An 18,259-nucleotide genomic window follows, 5' to 3' on the forward strand; every position below is an offset into this window, starting at 1 on the left:
TAAACGATGAAGGATATGACAAAGGGAAACATTCCCTCCCATCTGATCGGATTTTCCATTCCGCTGATTTTGGGAAATTTATTTCAGCTTACCTATAACGCGGTGGATTCCATTGTGGTAGGACGTTTTGCCGGGGAACAGGCCCTGGCGGCAGTGGGAACGGCCGGTCCGGTCATGACCATTGTGATTCTGGGGATTTCCGGAATCTGTATCGGAGCATCGGTGCTGATGAGCGAATTCTTTGGGGCAGGGGATTATGAGAGGGTAAAACGGGAAGCAGCCACGGTTCTGATATTCGGAATCTATTTCTCCCTCGCTATTGCAGTTTTAGGGGCAGTTTTTTCTCCCAATATCCTGCGGCTTCTGCGGGTTCCGGAGGAGATTATAGAAGACGGGACTCTGTATCTGCGGGTCATATTTTTAGGAATGCCCTTTACCTTTTTTTACAATGCAGTGGCCTCGGCGTTAAGGAGCGTTGGAGATTCCAAAACTCCGGTCCGTTTTCTGGCGGCAGCTTCCGTGCTCAACGGGATTTTGGATGTGATCTTCGTATCCCAGTTTCATATGGGAGTCTTTGGAGCGGCTCTCTCCACCAATATTGCGGCGGCTGTTTCTGTAATCCTGTGTGTGGGATACATATATAGGAAGGTTCCCTTTCTCCAGCTCACCAGAGAAGAATTTCGCATGGACCGGAACCTGTTAGGCCTGACCTTACGCCATGGCTCCATTACGGCATTGCAGCAGTCCTGCCAGCCAATCGGGAAGCTTTTGATCCAGGGCTTTATCAATCCTCTGGGAGTCAGCACCATTGCGGCCTTTCATGCGGTAAACCGGGTGGATGACTTCGCATTTATCCCGGAACAGAGCATTGCAGCCGGAATGATGACCTTTGTGGCTCAGAACCGGGGAGCAGGAGACGGGAAGAGGGTGAAGAAGGGCTTTCGGACAGGGCTTATTCTGGAAACCTGTTACTGGGTTTTGATCTGCGGGCTGATTCTGCTTATAAAAGAGCCTGCCATGAAGCTGTTTGTCTCAGAGGGAGATAAAGGCATGGTGGCAGTGGGGGTGGAGTATTTAAGCCTTATGGCATTTTTCTATGTGATGCCTGGATTTACCAATGGAATACAGGGCTTTTTCAGAGGAATGGGGAACATGTCCATTACTCTGATCTCCACATTGATTCAAATATCGGTCCGTGTGGTCTTTGTTTACCTTCTGGTTCCGGTTATGGGAATGAAGGGAGTGGCCTTTGCCAGTTTGATCGGCTGGGCCTGTATGCTGCTTGCAGAAGTTCCTTATTATTTTTGGTTTAAGAAAAAACATCAACTATTACAGGAGAAATGAAATGATTAAAAACATTGTATTTGATATGGGAAAAGTATTGGTAAATTACGAAGGAAATAAGGTGTGCCACCATTTTATCGAGGATGAGGCGGAGAGAAAGGCAGTGTCTGCCGCGGTGTTTGATTCTCCGGAGTGGATTTTCCTGGATATGGGGCTGATTCCGGAAGAGACTGCCCTTAAGAAAATGCAGGCCCGCCTGGAAACAGACCACGCAAAGGAAATGGCTGCCCTGTGCATGAAGCACTGGCATGAGTACAACTTATGGCCCATCGAAGGAATGAAGGAGCTGGTGGCAGAGCTTAAGGAAAAGGGCTATGGAATTTATTTGTGCTCCAATGCCTCCCTGCGCCTTTTGGAATGCAGCCATATGATTCCCGGTATCGAATATTTTGACGGAACTCTATTTTCCGCGGAAGTGAAGTATATAAAACCTCAGAAGGAAATGTACGGCCATCTGTTTGGCCGGTTCGGTTTAAATCCGGAAGAATGCTTTTTTATCGATGACGTTCTCATGAATATTGAGGGAGCCAGAGACTGCGGAATGGACGGATACTGTTTTGCAGACGGAGATGTAACGAAGCTTAGGGAAGTATTATTACGTTTAAATGAAAGCCAGCCGGCTTTGTAATGGTTGATAGAATGGAGAGATGGTTGTCATGTACCGGATTTCAATAGAGGATATGGATTTAGAGCAGATTGCCAGATCAGGCCAATGCTTCCGAATCAGAAAGAGAGAGGAAAATAATGGAGTCTGGTCCATTGCCGCAGCCGGGAATTATGTGGAGGCGGTGATGGAAGAGGACTGTTTTCTCTTTTCCTGCGGGGAAGAGGAGTTTCTGGAAATATGGTCCGGTTACTTTGACTTGCAGACGGATTACAGCGGGTATAAAAAGAATGTGGAGCCGGAGGACGCTTACCTTAGGGAGGCTGTGAAGCTGGGCTGGGGTGTGCGGATTTTGAATCAGGACCTTTGGGAAATGATCGTGACCTTTCTGATTTCACAAAACAACAACATTACCCGGATTACAGGGAGTGTTGAGGCCTTGTGCAGCCGGTTCGGAGTCAAGAAAACGGGAACCGGGCTGACGGTTTCCGGAGATGGGACCTGGAAAGAGGAGGAAAGAAGCTATTATACCTTTCCTGAGCCTGAAGCCATTAAAGAAGCAGGGCCTTTGGGACTTTCGGGCCTGGGTCTAGGATACCGTGATAAATACATATGGTCCATGGCTGAAAAATGCAGCGGGGAGCCTGGAAACGTGTGGCTTTGCGATTTAAAGAGGCAGGGCTATGAAAAGGCCCATTCCATGCTGACGGAACAATATGGAATAGGAAAGAAGGTGGCAGACTGCATCTGCCTGTTCGGACTTCATCACATCGGGGCTTTTCCGGTGGATACCCACGTAAAACAGATATTGGAACAGCATTATCCTCAGGGCTTTCCCCTTAAGAAATACCAGGGGTATGCAGGGATTCTCCAGCAGTATATGTTCTATTATAAAGTAAATAAACTGGCATTAAAGTGATCACCGAAAGTTCTTTCATAACCGGAGCTTATAGTTTCGATTCCAATCTTATATACTGTTTTCCATCAAATTTATATGATTTTAGTTGAAAAATCCCGATAAATGTTCTATTATGAAAACAAGTTTTCATAATCGGAGAGTTGGCGCTAAAGGAAGTGTCTTTTATGAGAAGCTGAAAACCAGCTTCTCATAAGTATATTATGAAAACAAGTTTTCATACCCAGAGGGCACGATGTAATCGGATGGACGGCGCAAAGAACAGCGCCTTTTATGAGAAGCTAAAAAAAGCTTCTCATAAGTTATATTATGAGAGCAAATACTTTAACACAGTAACATATCATAGGCTACAGTCAGGTTATGCCTCCAAAGCTTTTGCATAACTGGGCTGTAACTCATATAGAGGGAGAATGAAAGATGAATTACAGCATTGCAGTTATCCCCGGTGATGGGATCGGACCTGAAATCATTGGAGAGGCGAGAAAGATCCTTGATCAAGTGGGAAATGTATTCGGTCATGAGTTTTTATATACAGAGGTTTTAATGGGCGGTGTTTCCATTGATGCCCATGGCGTTCCCTTAACAGAGGAAGCCCTGGAAACCGCAAAAAACAGTGATTCTGTTCTCCTTGGAGCAGTGGGCGGAGATGTGGGAAATTCCAGATGGTACGATGTGGCCCCTCATTTAAGACCTGAAGCAGGGCTTTTGGCAATCCGCAAGGGCCTTAATTTATTTGCGAATATCCGCCCGGCCTATTTATATAAAGAATTGTCTGAAGCCTGCCCCTTAAAGAAAGAGATCATCGGAGATGGCTTTGACATGGTCATTATGAGGGAGCTGACAGGCGGCCTTTACTTCGGAGACCGTTATACCAGGGAAATAGACGGCGTCAGAACTGCCGTTGACACCCTCACTTATAATGAAAATGAAATCAGAAGAATCGCCATTAAGGCTTTCGATATTGCCATGAAGCGCAGGAAACAGGTGATCAGCGTGGATAAGGCAAATGTGCTGGATTCCTCCAGACTCTGGAGAAATGTAGTGGAAGAAGTGGCAAAGGATTATCCTGAAGTTACTTTAACTCACATGCTGGTTGACAACTGCGCCATGCAGCTTGTCATGAATCCGGGCCAGTTTGATGTGATCCTGACGGAAAACATGTTCGGAGATATCTTATCCGACGAGGCCAGCATGATCACAGGTTCCATCGGAATGCTGTCTTCGGCCAGCATGAATGAAAGCAAATTCGGAATGTATGAGCCGAGCCACGGCTCTGCACCTGACATTGCAGGAAAGAACATTGCAAACCCCATAGCCACCATCCTTTCCGCAGCTATGATGCTGCGCTACTCCTTTGATTTGGATAAAGAAGCAGATGCAGTGGAAGCTGCAGTGGAAAAGGTGTTGTCAGAAGGCTACCGGACCGGAGACATCATGTCTTCCGGCTGCAAACAGGTCTCCACCACTGAGATGGGAGATTTGATTGCAGGGAAAATTTCATAAAAAGAAAAGGAGAGTACAGCATATGAAGAGTGATTCAGTAAAAAAAGGAATGCAGCAGGCACCTCACCGTTCCTTATTTAATGCGCTGGGAATGACTGAGGAAGAGATGGAAAGACCTCTGGTCGGAATTGTCAGCTCTTATAATGAGATCGTGCCAGGTCATACCAACCTGGATAAAATCGTCGATGCCGTTAAAATGGGAGTTGCCATGGCAGGCGGCACACCGGTCATGGTTCCGGCCATTGCAGTCTGCGATGGAATTGCCATGGGACACATCGGAATGAAGTATTCTCTGGTAACCAGGGATCTGGTTGCGGACTCCACCGAATGTCTGGCAAGAGCTCACGCTTTTGACGCATTGGTCATGGTGCCAAACTGTGATAAAAACGTACCAGGACTTTTGATGGCAGCAGCCCGTGTCAATGTGCCCACCGTATTCGTCAGCGGCGGCCCTATGATGGCAGGCCGTGTGAAAGGACAGAAAACCAGCTTATCCAGCGTATTCGAGGCAGTAGGCGCTTATGCGGCTGAAACCATGACAGAAGAAGACGTAAGAGAATATGAAGAAAAAGCATGTCCTACCTGCGGCTCCTGTTCCGGTATGTATACGGCCAACAGCATGAACTGTTTAACCGAGGTATTGGGAATGGGCCTTCGCGGAAATGGAACCATACCGGCTGTTTACTCCGAGCGTTTAAAGCTTGCAAAGCATGCGGGAATGGCAGTTATGGATATGCTGAAAAAGAATATCTGTCCCCGTGACATTATGACCGAAAAGGCATTTCGCAACGCTCTCACCATGGATATGGCTTTGGGATGCAGCACCAACAGCATGCTTCACCTTCCGGCCATCGCCCATGAGGCAGGAGTGGACTTAAATCTGAAAATCGCCAATGAGATCAGCTCCAGGACTCCAAACCTCTGTCACTTAGCTCCGGCAGGCCATACTTATATGGAAGATTTAAATGAAGCCGGCGGTATTTACGCTGTTATGAATGAGGTCAGCAAGCTGGGACTTTTAGAGCTGGACTGCATGACAGTGACAGGAAAGACCGTAGGAGAAAATATAAAGGGCCATCTGAACAAAGATCACTCTGTCATCCGCCCTGCAGAAAATCCTTACAGCAGCACCGGCGGTATCGCAGTCTTAACGGGAAATTTAGCGCCGGACTGTTCCGTAGTGAAACGTTCTGCAGTCGATGCTGAGATGTTAAAGCATGAAGGACCGGCAAGGGTGTTTGACTGTGAAGAGGATGCCATTGACGCAATCAAGGGCGGCAAGATCGTGGCAGGCGACGTGGTGGTCATCCGCTATGAAGGCCCCAAGGGAGGCCCTGGCATGAGAGAGATGTTAAATCCCACTTCAGCCATTGCAGGCATGGGACTTGGCTCTACCGTAGCCCTCATCACGGACGGACGCTTCAGCGGCGCTTCCAGAGGCGCTTCCATCGGCCATGTCTGCCCGGAAGCAGCAGTGGGAGGTCCCATTGCCCTGGTAAAAGAAGGCGATATTATTTCCATTGATATAGACAACTGCCGGTTAGACATAAAGGTATCAGATGAAGAAATGGCGGAAAGAAAGGCTCAGTGGCAGCCCAGAAAGCCGCAGGTAACCTCCGGATATCTGGCCCGTTATGCGGCCATGGCAGCTCCGGCCAGCAAGGGAGCTATTCTGGAGATATAAAGAAAGGGGAAAGCAGATTTATGAAAACATTATCAGGAGCAGAAATTGTAATTGAATGCCTGAAGGAACAGGGAGTGGACACTGTTTTCGGATATCCGGGCGGCACGATCCTCAATATATACGATGCCCTTTACAAGCATCAGGATGAGATCAATCACATCCTCACATCCCATGAGCAGGGTGCATCCCATGCGGCTGACGGATATGCAAGGGCAACAGGAAAAGTCGGTGTCTGTCTGGCAACCTCAGGTCCGGGAGCCACCAACCTGGTAACAGGAATTGCAACTGCCTTTATGGACTCCATTCCTGTGGTAGCCATTACCTGCAATGTGGGAGTCAGTCTGCTTGGGCGTGACAGCTTCCAGGAAATCGACATTGCCGGAGTGACCATGCCTATTACGAAATACAGTTTTATTGTTAAGGATATAACAAAGTTGGCGGACACCATCCGCCGTGCGTTTACCATCGCACAGACCGGAAGGCCTGGTCCGGTGCTGGTGGACATTACCAAAGATGTAACAAGCAATACGTATGATTATGAATACAAGGCCCCGGCGCCCATTGAACGCCAGGTGAACACCATCACAGAAGAAGATTTGGAAACCGCTCTGCAGATGATCAGGAAGGCAGAAAAGCCATACATCTTCGCAGGCGGCGGTGTCATTGCCTCTGGTGCGGCAGAAGAGCTTCGCGCCTTTGCCCACAGAATCCAGGCTCCGGTAGCAGACAGCCTCATGGGAAAGGGCGCCATTGACGGAAATGATGAGCTCTATACCGGAATGGTGGGAATGCACGGAACCAAGACCTCTAACCTGGGAATCACGGAATGCGATCTTTTGATCGTGGCCGGAGCCAGATTCAGCGACAGGGTGACGGGAAATGCTTCTAAATTTGCCAGAAAGGCCAAGATTCTTCAGTTTGACGTAGACCCGGCTGAGATCAGCAAAAATGTAAAGGCCCATGCCAGCGTCATCGGTGATGTAAAGGTGATTTTAAAGAAGTTAAATGCCCGCTTGGACCCCATCAATCACGACGAGTGGCTGGCACACATTGACCGCAAGAGCCAGATGCATCCGCTGCGCTATGACAAGAGCATTTTAAGCGGCCCCTATATCATCGAAAAGATTTACGAGGTGACAGGGGGAGATGCCATCATAACCACAGAGGTAGGACAGCATCAGATGTGGGCAGCCCAGTATTTCAAATACAATAAGCCCAGAAGCTTTATCACTTCCGGAGGTCTGGGAACCATGGGCTATGGCCTGGGAGCTTCCCTGGGAGCCAAGATGGGATGTCCCGATAAGCTGGTCATCAATGTGGCAGGCGACGGCTGTTTCCGTATGAACATGAATGAGATCGCCACGGCAGTCCGCTATAACATCCCCATTGTTCAGGTGGTTGTCAACAATCACGTGCTGGGTATGGTGCGCCAGTGGCAGACGCTGTTCTATGGAAAACGTTATTCACATACACTGCTTAATGACAAGGTAGATTTTGTAAAAGTAGCAGAAGGACTGGGTGCCGCTGCTTACCGTGTAACCAGAAAAGAGGAATTTGAGTCTGTTCTGAAAGAGGCCATTGCCCTCAATGCTCCTGTAGTCATTGACTGCCAGATTCACTGCGATGACAAGGTATTCCCCATGGTTTCACCGGGAGCGCCCATTGCAGATGCTTTTGACGCAGACGATTTGAAGATTAAACGCTAGTAATCGGGGGAGCCCCCCCTGATAAGAGGAGGAAGAGATATGAGCAGAGTATACAATTTTTCCGCAGGTCCGGCCGTGCTTCCGGAAGAGGTTTTAAGGGAAGCTGCCGAAGAGATGATGGATTATAAGGGCTGCGGTATGTCCGTTATGGAGATGAGCCACAGGTCCAAGACTTATGAGACCATCATCAAGGAAGCGGAAGCAGACCTTCGGGAGCTTTTGGAGATTCCGGACAATTATAAGGTGCTGTTTTTGCAGGGCGGAGCCTCCCAGCAGTTTGCCATGGTTCCCATGAACTTATTTAAGAACCGGGTGGGAGATTACATCGTTACAGGACAGTGGGCCAAGAAGGCGTATCAGGAAGCGAAGCTTTACGGAACAGCGAATGCTGTGGCTTCCAGTGCGGATAAGACCTTCAGCTACATTCCTGACGTTTCAGACTTGCCCATTTCAGACGATGCGGACTATGTCTATATTTGCGAAAACAATACCATATACGGTACCAAGTTTAAAAATCTGCCCAATACCAAGGGAAAGACCCTGGTGGCAGACCTCTCTTCCTGTTTTTTGTCCGAACCTGTTGATGTTTCCAAATACGGCCTGATTTTTGCCGGAGCGCAGAAAAATGTAGGCCCTGCCGGAGTGGTCATCGTCATCATCCGGGAGGACCTCATCACAGAAGACGTGCTTCCCGGAACACCCACCATGCTCCGCTACAAGATTCATGATGAGGCGGAGTCCCTTTATAATACGCCTCCTGCTTACGGCATCTACGTGTGCGGTAAGGTGTTTAAATGGCTGAAAAAGCGTGGCGGGCTTTCTGCCATGAAGGAATACAATGAGAAGAAAGCAGCCATTCTTTACGATTTCCTGGACCAGAGCCAGATGTTTTCCGGCACAGTGGTAAAGGAGGACCGTTCCCTTATGAACGTTCCTTTTGTGACGGGAAATGATGAGCTGGATGCCCTGTTTGTAAAAGAGGCTAAGGCAGCAGGCTTTGAGAACTTAAAAGGCCACAGAAGCGTAGGCGGCATGAGAGCCAGCATTTACAATGCCATGCCTATAGAAGGTGTGGAAGCCCTGGTGGCATTTATGAAGGAATTTGAAGCAAAAAATACAAAATAAATCAATGGTTCAGCCATGCAAATACTTCTGCATGGCTGAATGTACATGCAGACAGGTGTGCAGGAAAGGATTGGAACCATGAAAAAAATTCATTGCCTTAATGCGATTGCTGATTGCGGAACCGCATTGCTGACAGAAGAGTATACGTTAACAGACAATATGAAGGAAGCAGACGGAGTGCTGGTGCGAAGCGCCTCCATGCATGATATGGAGCTGCCGGAGGGACTTCTTGCTGTGGGAAGAGCTGGGGCAGGGGTCAATAACATTCCCTTAGACGGATGTGCGGAAAAAGGAATTGTGGTATTTAACACACCGGGAGCTAATGCCAACGGCGTGAAAGAGCTGGTTCTTGCTGGACTGATGCTGGCTTCCAGAGACATCATTGGAGGAGTGCAGTGGTGTCAGGCCAACCGGGATGACGCGGATATCGCTAAAAATGCAGAGAAAGAGAAAAAAGCATTTGCCGGATGCGAGATCAAAGGAAAGAAGCTGGGCGTGATCGGCCTTGGCGCTATTGGCGCGGAGGTTGCCAATGCATGTTCCTACCTGGGGATGGAAGTCTATGGATATGATCCTTTTATTTCCATAAATTCTGCCTGGGGCCTTTCCAGAAATGTAAAGCATATCACTTCTGTGGACACCATTTACCAGGAATGCGATTACATCACCCTTCATGTTCCGCTGATTGACTCCACAAAGGGAATGATCAAAAAGGAAGCCATTGACGCCATGAAAGACGGCGTGGTGATTTTAAACTTTTCCAGGGATATTCTGGTCAATGAGGACGACATGGCCGAGGCTTTAAAATCCGGCAAGGTGAGAAGATATGTGACAGATTTCCCCAATCCCAAATCCGTGAATATGGAAAATGCCATTGTTATCCCTCACTTGGGCGCTTCTACGGAAGAGTCTGAGGATAACTGCGCAAAGATGGCCGTAGAGGAAATCATGGACTACATAGACAACGGAAACATCCGCAATTCTGTGAACTTCCCTTCCTGCGACATGGGAGAGTGCAAGGCGGTCAGCCGTATTGCCGTGCTTCATTTAAACATTCCAAACATGATCGGACAGATTACAGGCGCTTTGGCAGCAGGCAATGTGAACATTTCCGACATGACCAATAAGAGCCGTGAAAAATACGCTTATACCCTGCTTGACTTAGAAAGCCCGGCAGATGCGGAATGCGTACAGAAATTAAAAGACATCAAAGGCGCGCTCCGTGTGCGGGTGATCAGATAAAGGAGAAAGTATGGCTATTGTTAAACCATTTAAATGCGTCCGCCCGGATGAGCAGTGTGCTCATCTGGTGGCGGCTCTTCCTTACGACGTATACAACCGCAGGGAAGCCTGCCAGATCACAGCGGCAAATCCGAAATCATTTTTAAATATTGACAGGCCGGAGACGCAGTTTTCTGACGATGTGGATATTTACGATGACAGGGTCTATGAAAAGGCCGGGGAAATGTTGAAAAGCTGGATGGCAGACGGGACATTTCAGGAAGACAGCAGGGAAGCTTATTATATCTATGAGCTGATCATGGACGGGCGGAGCCAGACCGGAATTGTGGCCTGCTCCTCCATCGATGATTATGTGGCCGGGGTGATTAAGAAGCATGAGAATACCAGGGAAGAAAAGGAAGTGGACCGGATACGCCATGTGGACACAACCAATGCCCAGACAGGGCCTATTTTCCTGGCATACCGTTCCAGTGAGGCTGTCAATGAGATTGTGAAAACGAAAACCTCAGATGCCCCTGTCTATGATTTTGTTTCGGATGATGGGATCAGCCATAAGGTGTGGCGGATTGACGGTGATATGATTAAGTCCATTGAAGAGGCATTTCAGAGCATTCCTGCTACCTATATAGCGGACGGGCACCATAGGGCGGCTTCTGCTGTCAAGGTAGGGCTTAAAAGGCGGGAGGAGAATCCGGGGTATACGGGAGAGGAACCGTTTAATTACTTTCTTTCGGTGCTGTTTCCTGACGACCAGTTGATGATTCTGCCTTATAACCGGGTTGTGAAGGATTTAAATGGTCTTACTCCGGATGAATTTCTTGGAAAAATAGAGGAAGCTTTTGAGGTTTCCAAGGTGGGGGAAGAGGCTTATGCTCCGGAGGAAAAAGGAAGCTTTGGAATGTACCTTGGGGGAACCTGGTACTGTTTAAAGGCGAGAGATTTTCTCCATTCAGAAGACCCGGTGAAGGCACTTGATGTGTCCATTCTTCAGGATCATGTTTTAGGCCCAATTCTTGGAATCCAGGACCCCAGAACCGATAAGCGGGTTGACTTTATCGGCGGGATCAGAGGGCTTGGGGAATTGGAGAAGAGGTGTAAGGAAGATATGAAAGCGGCATTTTCCATGTATCCCACTTCTATTGAGGAGTTGCTGAATGTGGCTGATGCAGGACTTCTGATGCCTCCTAAATCTACCTGGTTTGAGCCGAAGCTGAGAAGCGGGTTGTTTATTCATTTGTTGAAATAAGGCTGAAGCTTTTTGGTATCATTTAAGTGTAAGGGATTTAAGTGTTTTTGATGCTTAAACTCTTACACTTATTTTTTGCAATTAAGAAAAGTAATAAAAGGAATTTTAAATATGAAATTTATCTGTATCAAATGACTGAAAAAGGAATATTATATTGTAAAGCGATATGTTGACTTTTGCTTTACAATGTGTTACATTGAAAATATCAGAAAGGAGTGGTGAATATGGCACAAACTATGGTTAATTTTCGCATGGATGAAGATTTAAAAAAGAATATGGAGCAGGTCTGCGCTGATATGGGATTAAGCATGACGACGGCGTTCACTATTTTTGCGAAAACGGTTGCCAGAGAGAGGCGCATACCTTTTGAAGTTTCTGCAGACCCTTTTTATAGTGAAAGCAATATAAGACACCTTGAAAAAGTTGTGTCAGGAATTGAAGCAGGAACGGCGAAAATTGCTGAACATGATATTATTGAGGTGGATTGATGCGGTTACTGTGGGAAGAAGGAGCATGGCAAGAATATTGCTATTGGCAGACGCAGGATAAGAAAACGCTGAAACGAATAAATGCGCTGATAAAGGATATACAGCGCAGTACATATGAGGGGATTGGCAAGCCAGAGCCGCTAAGGGGAAATTTAAGTGGCTGGTGGAGCCGGCGCATTGATGAGGAGCATAGGATTGTTTATTGTGAAAAAGATGGAGCTGTTATTATCGCCTCTTGCCGGGGACATTATGAAGAATAAAAAGATCGGGCTGCCTGTTCATTCACCGAAGTGAAGCAGCACTTTCGATGTTGATAAATGAATCGTATTTATGAATGAGGAATTTAAGAAAAATCAAACAAAGAGGCATTTGACCGAATCCCCGGCCAATGCCTCTTTCCTGTCATCCCATTAATAATTAACCGTCTCAACCGGCTCCGGAGGTATAAAATTCTCCGGAATTGCCGGGTCTTTCATATCATAAATCCGGTCATATTCCTTTGTCTCCTGGTCCTTTAAAGTCTCAGACCGGTTCATGGCAAGGAATTTTATCAGTTCATAGCAGTTGACCCAGATTTCATTATTCCCTTCCTTTTGGGATTCATCAAAAATAAGCTGAAGCCCGAAGTGAAGATGAGGCTGATTGATATTATTGGTGTTTTCCGTCCTGCTGTATCCGGTGCGCCCTAAATAACCGATCACATCTCCCGCAGTGACGATGCTTCCCTGCTCCAAAGACTTATGGTAAGGGTAGTTCTTCCTCAAATGAGCATAATAATAATACCTCTTCCCGTCAAAACTCCGTATCCCCAGCCGCCATCCGCCGTACTGGTTCCACCCGATCGCTTCCACATAACCGCTTTCCACCGCAATCACAGGGGTTCCCACCTGACCCATCATATCGTGGCCTAAATGCTGGCGTTTATAGCCGTAGGACCGGGATACGCCGAAATCATCGAATTCATTATAAGGAAATCCTTTTGCAATGGGAGAAAATCCTTTGAGTCCATATTTTGTGACCCAGACCTTATCCGGGTCAATGCTGCCGTCAGGAAGGCGGGCAGGAGCCGCGTATAAAGGTGCATTTTCAGCGGGAATCTGTATTTCATACTGGCCTGTAAGCCCGTCGAGCACAGCGCCGTAAGCATCCCTGTAATAAGAATAATACTTCATTTTAGCAGTCAGTTCTTCCATGGTTTTGCCCGAAAGGAGCTGTTCTGCCAGACTGTCTAAATCCTTGGTGGAATATTTGGAGAAATCTCCGCCATATTTAGTCCCCAGAAAAGCCAGCAAATCCACCCAGTTCAAATGAATCTCTGACTGGCACGTATCCATATCATACCGGAAGGCTTCCTTCATGGCCTTGGCGGTCACGTCAAAATCCACCCATTTAATAAATTTTTTTGCTTCTGAGGAACTGGCATTTTCATTTTGGCTGATGACCGGAAATGAGAACCTTCCGCCGGTGGGCAGAAAAAAAAGAGAGACCAGAAGAAAGGTCAGAATGATGACTTCTATGTAAATGATGTAATGATGCCTGGAGGTCTGGGAAAGTTGTGTATCTTTTTTAAATAGGTTCATAAGCGTTCTCCTTGCCGTTCCTGTAAATATACACACCAAAAGAAAGCAGGTTTTTAAGGCTTTACTTTATAAGATATGCAAAAAAAACGGAGAATATGATATAATTCCAATATGGCAGAACGCTGCAGCAGAACCACAATCATCGGAAGGAGATGCGAAAATGAATAACTTTGAATATTATGTGCCTACAAGGATGCTGTTTGGCCGCGATACCCAAAAACAGACAGGGTCCATAATCCGGGAGTATGGATTTAAAAAGGTCATGATCCACTATGGCGGAGGAAGTGTAAAGAAGACCGGCCTTCTCGATCAGGTGACAGACTCCTTAAAGGAACAGGGAATCGGCTATATCCTGTTCGGAGGCGCCCAGCCCAATCCCACCCTGGCCCTGGCAAAAGAGGGGATCGAGCTTTGTATCAAAGAACAGGTGGACTTCATCCTGGCGGTAGGAGGGGGAAGCGCCATTGACTCAGCCAAGTGCATCGCCGATGGAGCCATGAACCCGGAAATCGACCCATGGAAATTTTTTATGAAGGAAGCGCTCCCTCAGAAAGCCCTTCCTCACGGCTGCATTCTCACCCTGTCCGCTTCAGGAAGCGAAAGCAGCGCCTCCTGCGTCATCACCAATGAAGACTCCGGCTTAAAGCGCGGCTTTAACAGCCCAACCCACCGCCCATTATTTGCCATCTGCAATCCGGAGCTGACCTTTACGGTCAATAAATTCCAGACCGGATGCGGAACTGTGGACATTATGATGCACACACTGGAACGGTATCTGGGCGGAAAGACCAGGAATACGGATCTGACAGACCGCCTGGCAGAGAGCATTCTGATTTCTGTTATGGAAGCAGGGGCTGTTGCCGATAAGAACCCGGAGGATTACGAAGCCAGGGCAGCCCTTATGTGGGCAGGAAGCCTTTCTCACAATGACTTAACAGGCCTTGGAAGAGAATACATGATGCAGGTTCATCAACTGGAGCATGAGTTATCAGGCGCGTATCCTTCCGTTGCCCATGGCGCCGGCCTGTCAGCCCTGTTTTGCTCCTGGGCCAGATATGTGTGCGAAGAAGACCCCATGAGATTTGCCCAGCTCGCAGTCAGGGTGTTAAAGGAAGAGATGAACTTTGAAGACCCCTTAAGAACTGCCCGAAAGGGAATCGACAGCCTTGAGAAATACTTTAAGAGCCTGGGAATGCCTGTCACCTTAAGGGAGCTGGAAGCGGGAATAAAAGAAGAGGATTTTGAAAAGATGGCGGAGAAATGCTCTGCAGGCAATACGAGAATCCTGCCCGGAATGAAACCTCTGGGGAAAGCAGAAATGATGGAAGTCTACAAAAAGGCATTTTAAGCGAAGCGAGCAGCAAAGCGGATTGCGAGTAAAAGCAGGCTGCCCCTGTAAACGGCTGGCAGCCTGCTCATTTTATTGTGCATAAGCCTTAATCCCTAAAGCACTCCATCCGGCAGATGGCGGTCACAACGGCCCTGGATTTTTCCTTTTCCTTATCCTTGCATAAAGGCTTGAAAATGGAGACCCTGGTTATGGCGTTTTGGGGAGGCCGGGTCATAATAGTGGAATTGCAGACGAAACGGAAGTGGATTCCCCTGGACTCGCAAATGGATACCAGATAGGGTTTATACGTAGTGCCGCGCAGATCCTTGGTAGCTTCATGAAAAATGGCCAGATCCTTGCAGTTCACATCCCGGTAGGGACAAAATTTGCCTGGGCAGCACATATCAGGGACTCCTTTATTTTTCTATTGTTATATGATATGCATCTGCGGGGACGAGCGTGAGTCCTTTCCCTCAATTCACATCTTGTCTGTATCATCCATAGAATATAGTATAATAAGGGGTGAAAGGATGAGAAATCGATGAGTTGGAATTGCAGATGTAATTGCGTAAATAACTGCGGAAATAATTGCGGCAATGATGAGTGTGAGCGCAAACGCAGAGAACAGGAATTAAAAGACGCTTATTGCGCCGGTTTTAAAGATGGCTGCAGAAATGCTCCCTGTGGGCGGGATGGCCGCAGTGAGGATGAATGTGGATGTGAATAAATGAAAATATGCGGGTTTCCGGTATTCCGGGCCCGCTTTTTGATGTAACCGGAAAGTCCTTCTGCGGAGAACCCACGAACATAAAAAGGCCCGCTGAAAGCGGGCATGAAAATATCAGGCAAATCAAAACCGGTCATGTTCCTTTGATCTGGCGCAAACCAAAACCGAGCTAAGTCCTCAATGAATGACCAGTGTGGGCATCAAGCATATTTCCTTTTGTTTTATCTCTTTTTTCTTATCCTGTCTGACTGCTTCTTTCATAATGTTCCAGGCCCTTATTCCAAGCTCTTCCACGTCCTGATTCACACTTGATACTTTTATTCCAAATAAATAATCAGACAGCAGATTGTCGTAGCTTACTATGGCATAATCTTCGGGCACACGGATGCCCTGCTCTGAAAAGTGTCTTAAAATACCCAGGGTCATCATGTCATTGCACACAAATATGGCGGTGCAGTCCGTGTCAAGGACTTGCTTTGCAGCCTCATATCCGCCTTCTATCCGGTAATTTGCAGGAATGATATACTCTTTGGGCACCTTGATTCCGTATTCCGTCATGGCATTCTGGTATCCGTGTATACGGGAAAGGGAGTTGTGGGAAATGAAAGTATTGCAGATACAGGCAATCTTTCTATGGCCTTTCTCCAGAAGATGCTTTGTTGCAATATAGGAGCCCTCTACATTGTCAAAATATATTTTATTACATGAAAATGAATCAAATATGCGGTCAACCATTACAAATGGAAGGTTGAGCTGTAATAATTTCTGTTCAATAATATGCTGATGAAGATAGGATTCATTGGAAATCACCACAAATATTCCGTCGATTCCTTTTGCCGCCAGAAGGTCAATTAAAATCATGTCTCCTTCAAATGTATCGTTGGAGTTGACGATAATCAATGAATATCCTTCCGCCCGAAGCTGCAGCTCTAAAGTTTTTGACAGTTTGGAAAAGAAGGGGTTTTCTATATCAGGGATCAGAAGCCCGAATGTATTGTTTTTCCTGGTTACCAGACTGCGCGCAGCCGCGTTTGGAACGTATTGATGGTCATCAGCAATCTGCAGGATAAGATTTTTCTTTTTTTCAGAAATTCTATTTGGTCTGTTGTTTAGAACCAGGGATACGCTGCTTGGAGAAACTCCCGCTAATCTGGCTATTTCTTTTATTGTTATGGACATAGTATTTGACCTCTGATGTATTGATATGAACAATAATACCGTATTTTACATAAAAATGCAACTCATATGAGATAAAACGATTTATCAATTATATTTTTTGTCTTGACACGAATCGAAAACAGTGATAATATGGATTTACAAATTAGATAAAACGTTTTATCAACAATAGACCTGTGTTACAAACGGAATGATTTTGAGTTTGGGAAAGGTGGGGCAGAAATGAGAATCGGAGTTGTAGGCAGTATCAATATGGATATGACTGTTACAGCACATCGGATTCCGGGAAAAGGCGAAACGATTACAGGCGATGCCATTGCTTATATTCCAGGAGGAAAAGGTGCAAATCAGGCAGTTGCGGCTGCCAGATTAGGTGCGGATGTAACGATGTTTGGCTGTGTGGGAAACGATGACCATGGAAAAGCCCTGATTGAAAACCTGAAAAATGAAGGGATTCATACAGAATATATAAAAGTGCGTGAAAATCAGGTGACAGGGCTGGCTGTGATAACGGTAGCGGAAAGCGATAACTGTATTATAGTTTTAGCAGGAGCAAATAATACGGTAGATATTGAGTACATTAATGGCATCAAGGAAAAACTGTTAACGTGCGACATCGTATTATTGCAGCAGGAGATTTTACAGGAAACCGTGGAATATGTCATTGGCTTATGTGCAGGTCACGAAGTAAAGGTCATGTTAAACCCGGCGCCGGCCAGAGAGCTGAAAAGAGAACTGATAGAATTATTGGATTATATTACCCCCAATGAACATGAAGCCAGGATCATATTTGGAGAGACGGCTGATACGGAGTCTTTACTGAAACAGTATCCGGAAAAACTCATTATCACCCAGGGGGAAAAAGGCGTCATTTACATGGATCATGAAAAACGGGCAGTAACTTTGCCGGCAAGAAAATCGAATGTGGTCGATACTACGGGAGCAGGGGATACGTTTAACGGCGCATTTGCCGTAGCACTTGGATTATACGATAACATGGAAAAGGCCCTGACGTTTGCAGTCCTGGCTTCCGGTTTGTCGGTGGAGAAGTTCGGTGCTCAAGGCGGTATGCCGAAACTTGAAGATGTGACCAGAGAGCTGGGAGACCGGTTTGACGGCTGCGAGACAGGTGACAGTCACCGGATTGGAGGATAACCATGAAGAGAAATGGAATTTTAAACAGCAGCATTTCAAGCGTGCTTTCTTCCATGGGGCATACGGATTTGATTTGCATCGGAGATTGCGGGCTTCCCATACCGGATGAGACAAAACGGATTGATCTGGCTTTGCGCTTTAATATCCCTTCATTCCTGGAAACCTTAGATGCGGTTACTGATGATATGGCAGTGGAAGCTTATATTCTGGCAGAGGAAATAAAAGACCAGAATCCGGAAATGATGGAAAACATACGAACCATGATGAATAAAAAATTTCCGGGTGCAGTAGAATGCTTCACCTCCCATGAAAACCTGAAAGTGCAGACAAAAACGTGCAAGGCAGTCATAAGGACCGGCGAAATAACTGCGTATTCAAACATTATATTGGTTTCAGCCTGCATTTTTGCAACCCAGGATTAAGGGGAGGGAGA

17 protein-coding genes are annotated in these 18,259 nt (G+C 46.8%); 14 read left to right on the forward strand and 3 right to left on the reverse strand.

Annotated features, from left to right (window positions below; all coding sequences use genetic code 11):
* Positions 1-6: 6 nt before the first annotated feature.
* The 11 genes from QM657_RS16865 to QM657_RS16915 all read left to right on the forward strand — a co-directional run bounded on the left by QM657_RS16865 (position 7) and on the right by QM657_RS16915 (position 12,118).
* Positions 7-1,344 (forward strand): MATE family efflux transporter, encoded by a 1,338-nt coding sequence (locus QM657_RS16865; RefSeq protein WP_415067860.1) that lies wholly within the window; start codon positions 7-9, stop codon positions 1,342-1,344.
* Between the two features lies 1 nt (position 1,345).
* A complete protein-coding gene (locus QM657_RS16870; RefSeq protein WP_415067861.1) occupies positions 1,346-1,972 on the forward strand; it encodes an HAD family hydrolase in 627 nt (208 codons plus the stop codon).
* A 28-nt stretch (positions 1,973-2,000) separates the two neighbouring features.
* On the forward strand, positions 2,001-2,867 hold the full coding sequence (locus QM657_RS16875; protein WP_415067862.1) for a DNA glycosylase: 867 nt from the start codon (positions 2,001-2,003) through the stop codon (positions 2,865-2,867).
* Positions 2,868-3,281: 414 nt separating this feature from the next.
* Complete coding sequence (gene leuB / locus QM657_RS16880) at positions 3,282-4,367, forward strand: 3-isopropylmalate dehydrogenase (RefSeq protein ID WP_415067863.1); 1,086 nt, start codon at positions 3,282-3,284, stop codon at positions 4,365-4,367.
* A gap of 22 nt (positions 4,368-4,389) precedes the next feature.
* The gene (gene ilvD / locus QM657_RS16885; protein WP_415067864.1) at positions 4,390-6,051 is read left to right on the forward strand and encodes a dihydroxy-acid dehydratase; all 1,662 of its coding nucleotides are present in this window, start codon (positions 4,390-4,392) and stop codon (positions 6,049-6,051) included.
* A gap of 20 nt (positions 6,052-6,071) precedes the next feature.
* A complete protein-coding gene (gene ilvB, locus QM657_RS16890; RefSeq protein ID WP_415067865.1) occupies positions 6,072-7,757 on the forward strand; it encodes a biosynthetic-type acetolactate synthase large subunit in 1,686 nt (561 codons plus the stop codon).
* A 39-nt stretch (positions 7,758-7,796) separates the two neighbouring features.
* Entirely contained in the window at positions 7,797-8,882 is a 1,086-nt protein-coding gene (gene serC, locus QM657_RS16895) for a 3-phosphoserine/phosphohydroxythreonine transaminase (protein ID WP_415067866.1), read from the forward strand.
* A gap of 78 nt (positions 8,883-8,960) precedes the next feature.
* A complete protein-coding gene (locus QM657_RS16900) occupies positions 8,961-10,124 on the forward strand; it encodes a phosphoglycerate dehydrogenase (protein ID WP_415067867.1) in 1,164 nt (387 codons plus the stop codon).
* Between the two features lie 10 nt (positions 10,125-10,134).
* Positions 10,135-11,370: a DUF1015 domain-containing protein gene (locus tag QM657_RS16905; RefSeq protein ID WP_415067868.1), complete on the forward strand. Its 1,236-nt coding sequence runs from the start codon at positions 10,135-10,137 to the stop codon at positions 11,368-11,370.
* Between the two features lie 224 nt (positions 11,371-11,594).
* Positions 11,595-11,858 carry a type II toxin-antitoxin system RelB/DinJ family antitoxin gene (locus tag QM657_RS16910; RefSeq protein WP_415067869.1) on the forward strand — a complete coding sequence of 88 codons (264 nt, stop codon included), beginning with the start codon at positions 11,595-11,597 and terminating at the stop codon, positions 11,856-11,858.
* Positions 11,858-12,118 carry a Txe/YoeB family addiction module toxin gene (locus QM657_RS16915; RefSeq protein ID WP_415067870.1) on the forward strand — a complete coding sequence of 87 codons (261 nt, stop codon included), beginning with the start codon at positions 11,858-11,860 and terminating at the stop codon, positions 12,116-12,118. Before QM657_RS16910 ends, QM657_RS16915 begins: the two co-directional genes overlap by 1 nt.
* A 150-nt stretch (positions 12,119-12,268) precedes the next feature.
* On the opposite strand, the gene QM657_RS16920 is transcribed toward QM657_RS16915, so the two are convergent.
* Entirely contained in the window at positions 12,269-13,438 is a 1,170-nt protein-coding gene (locus QM657_RS16920) for a M23 family metallopeptidase (RefSeq protein ID WP_415067871.1), read from the reverse strand.
* Positions 13,439-13,598: 160 nt separating this feature from the next.
* Between QM657_RS16920 and QM657_RS16925 the strand changes: the two genes are divergently transcribed.
* Positions 13,599-14,786, forward strand: a complete 1,188-nt coding sequence (locus QM657_RS16925; protein WP_415067872.1) for an iron-containing alcohol dehydrogenase — start codon at positions 13,599-13,601, stop codon at positions 14,784-14,786.
* 88 nt (positions 14,787-14,874) lie between these two features.
* Here the strand turns inward: QM657_RS16925 and QM657_RS16930 are convergent, their stop codons facing one another.
* A complete protein-coding gene (locus QM657_RS16930; RefSeq protein ID WP_415067873.1) occupies positions 14,875-15,171 on the reverse strand; it encodes a hypothetical protein in 297 nt (98 codons plus the stop codon).
* Positions 15,172-15,672: 501 nt separating this feature from the next.
* The gene (locus tag QM657_RS16935) at positions 15,673-16,674 is read right to left on the reverse strand and encodes a LacI family DNA-binding transcriptional regulator (RefSeq protein ID WP_415067874.1); all 1,002 of its coding nucleotides are present in this window, start codon (positions 16,672-16,674) and stop codon (positions 15,673-15,675) included.
* A gap of 219 nt (positions 16,675-16,893) precedes the next feature.
* On the opposite strand from QM657_RS16935, the gene rbsK reads away from it, so the two are divergent.
* A complete protein-coding gene (gene rbsK / locus QM657_RS16940) occupies positions 16,894-17,826 on the forward strand; it encodes a ribokinase (RefSeq protein WP_415067875.1) in 933 nt (310 codons plus the stop codon).
* A gap of 2 nt (positions 17,827-17,828) precedes the next feature.
* The gene (gene rbsD, locus QM657_RS16945) at positions 17,829-18,248 is read left to right on the forward strand and encodes a D-ribose pyranase (protein WP_415067876.1); all 420 of its coding nucleotides are present in this window, start codon (positions 17,829-17,831) and stop codon (positions 18,246-18,248) included.
* The last annotated feature ends 11 nt before the right edge of the window (positions 18,249-18,259 follow it).

Origin of the sequence: Lacrimispora sp. (assembly GCF_047605665.1) — a bacterium.
Classification (GTDB): Bacteria; Bacillota; Clostridia; order Lachnospirales; family Lachnospiraceae; genus Lacrimispora.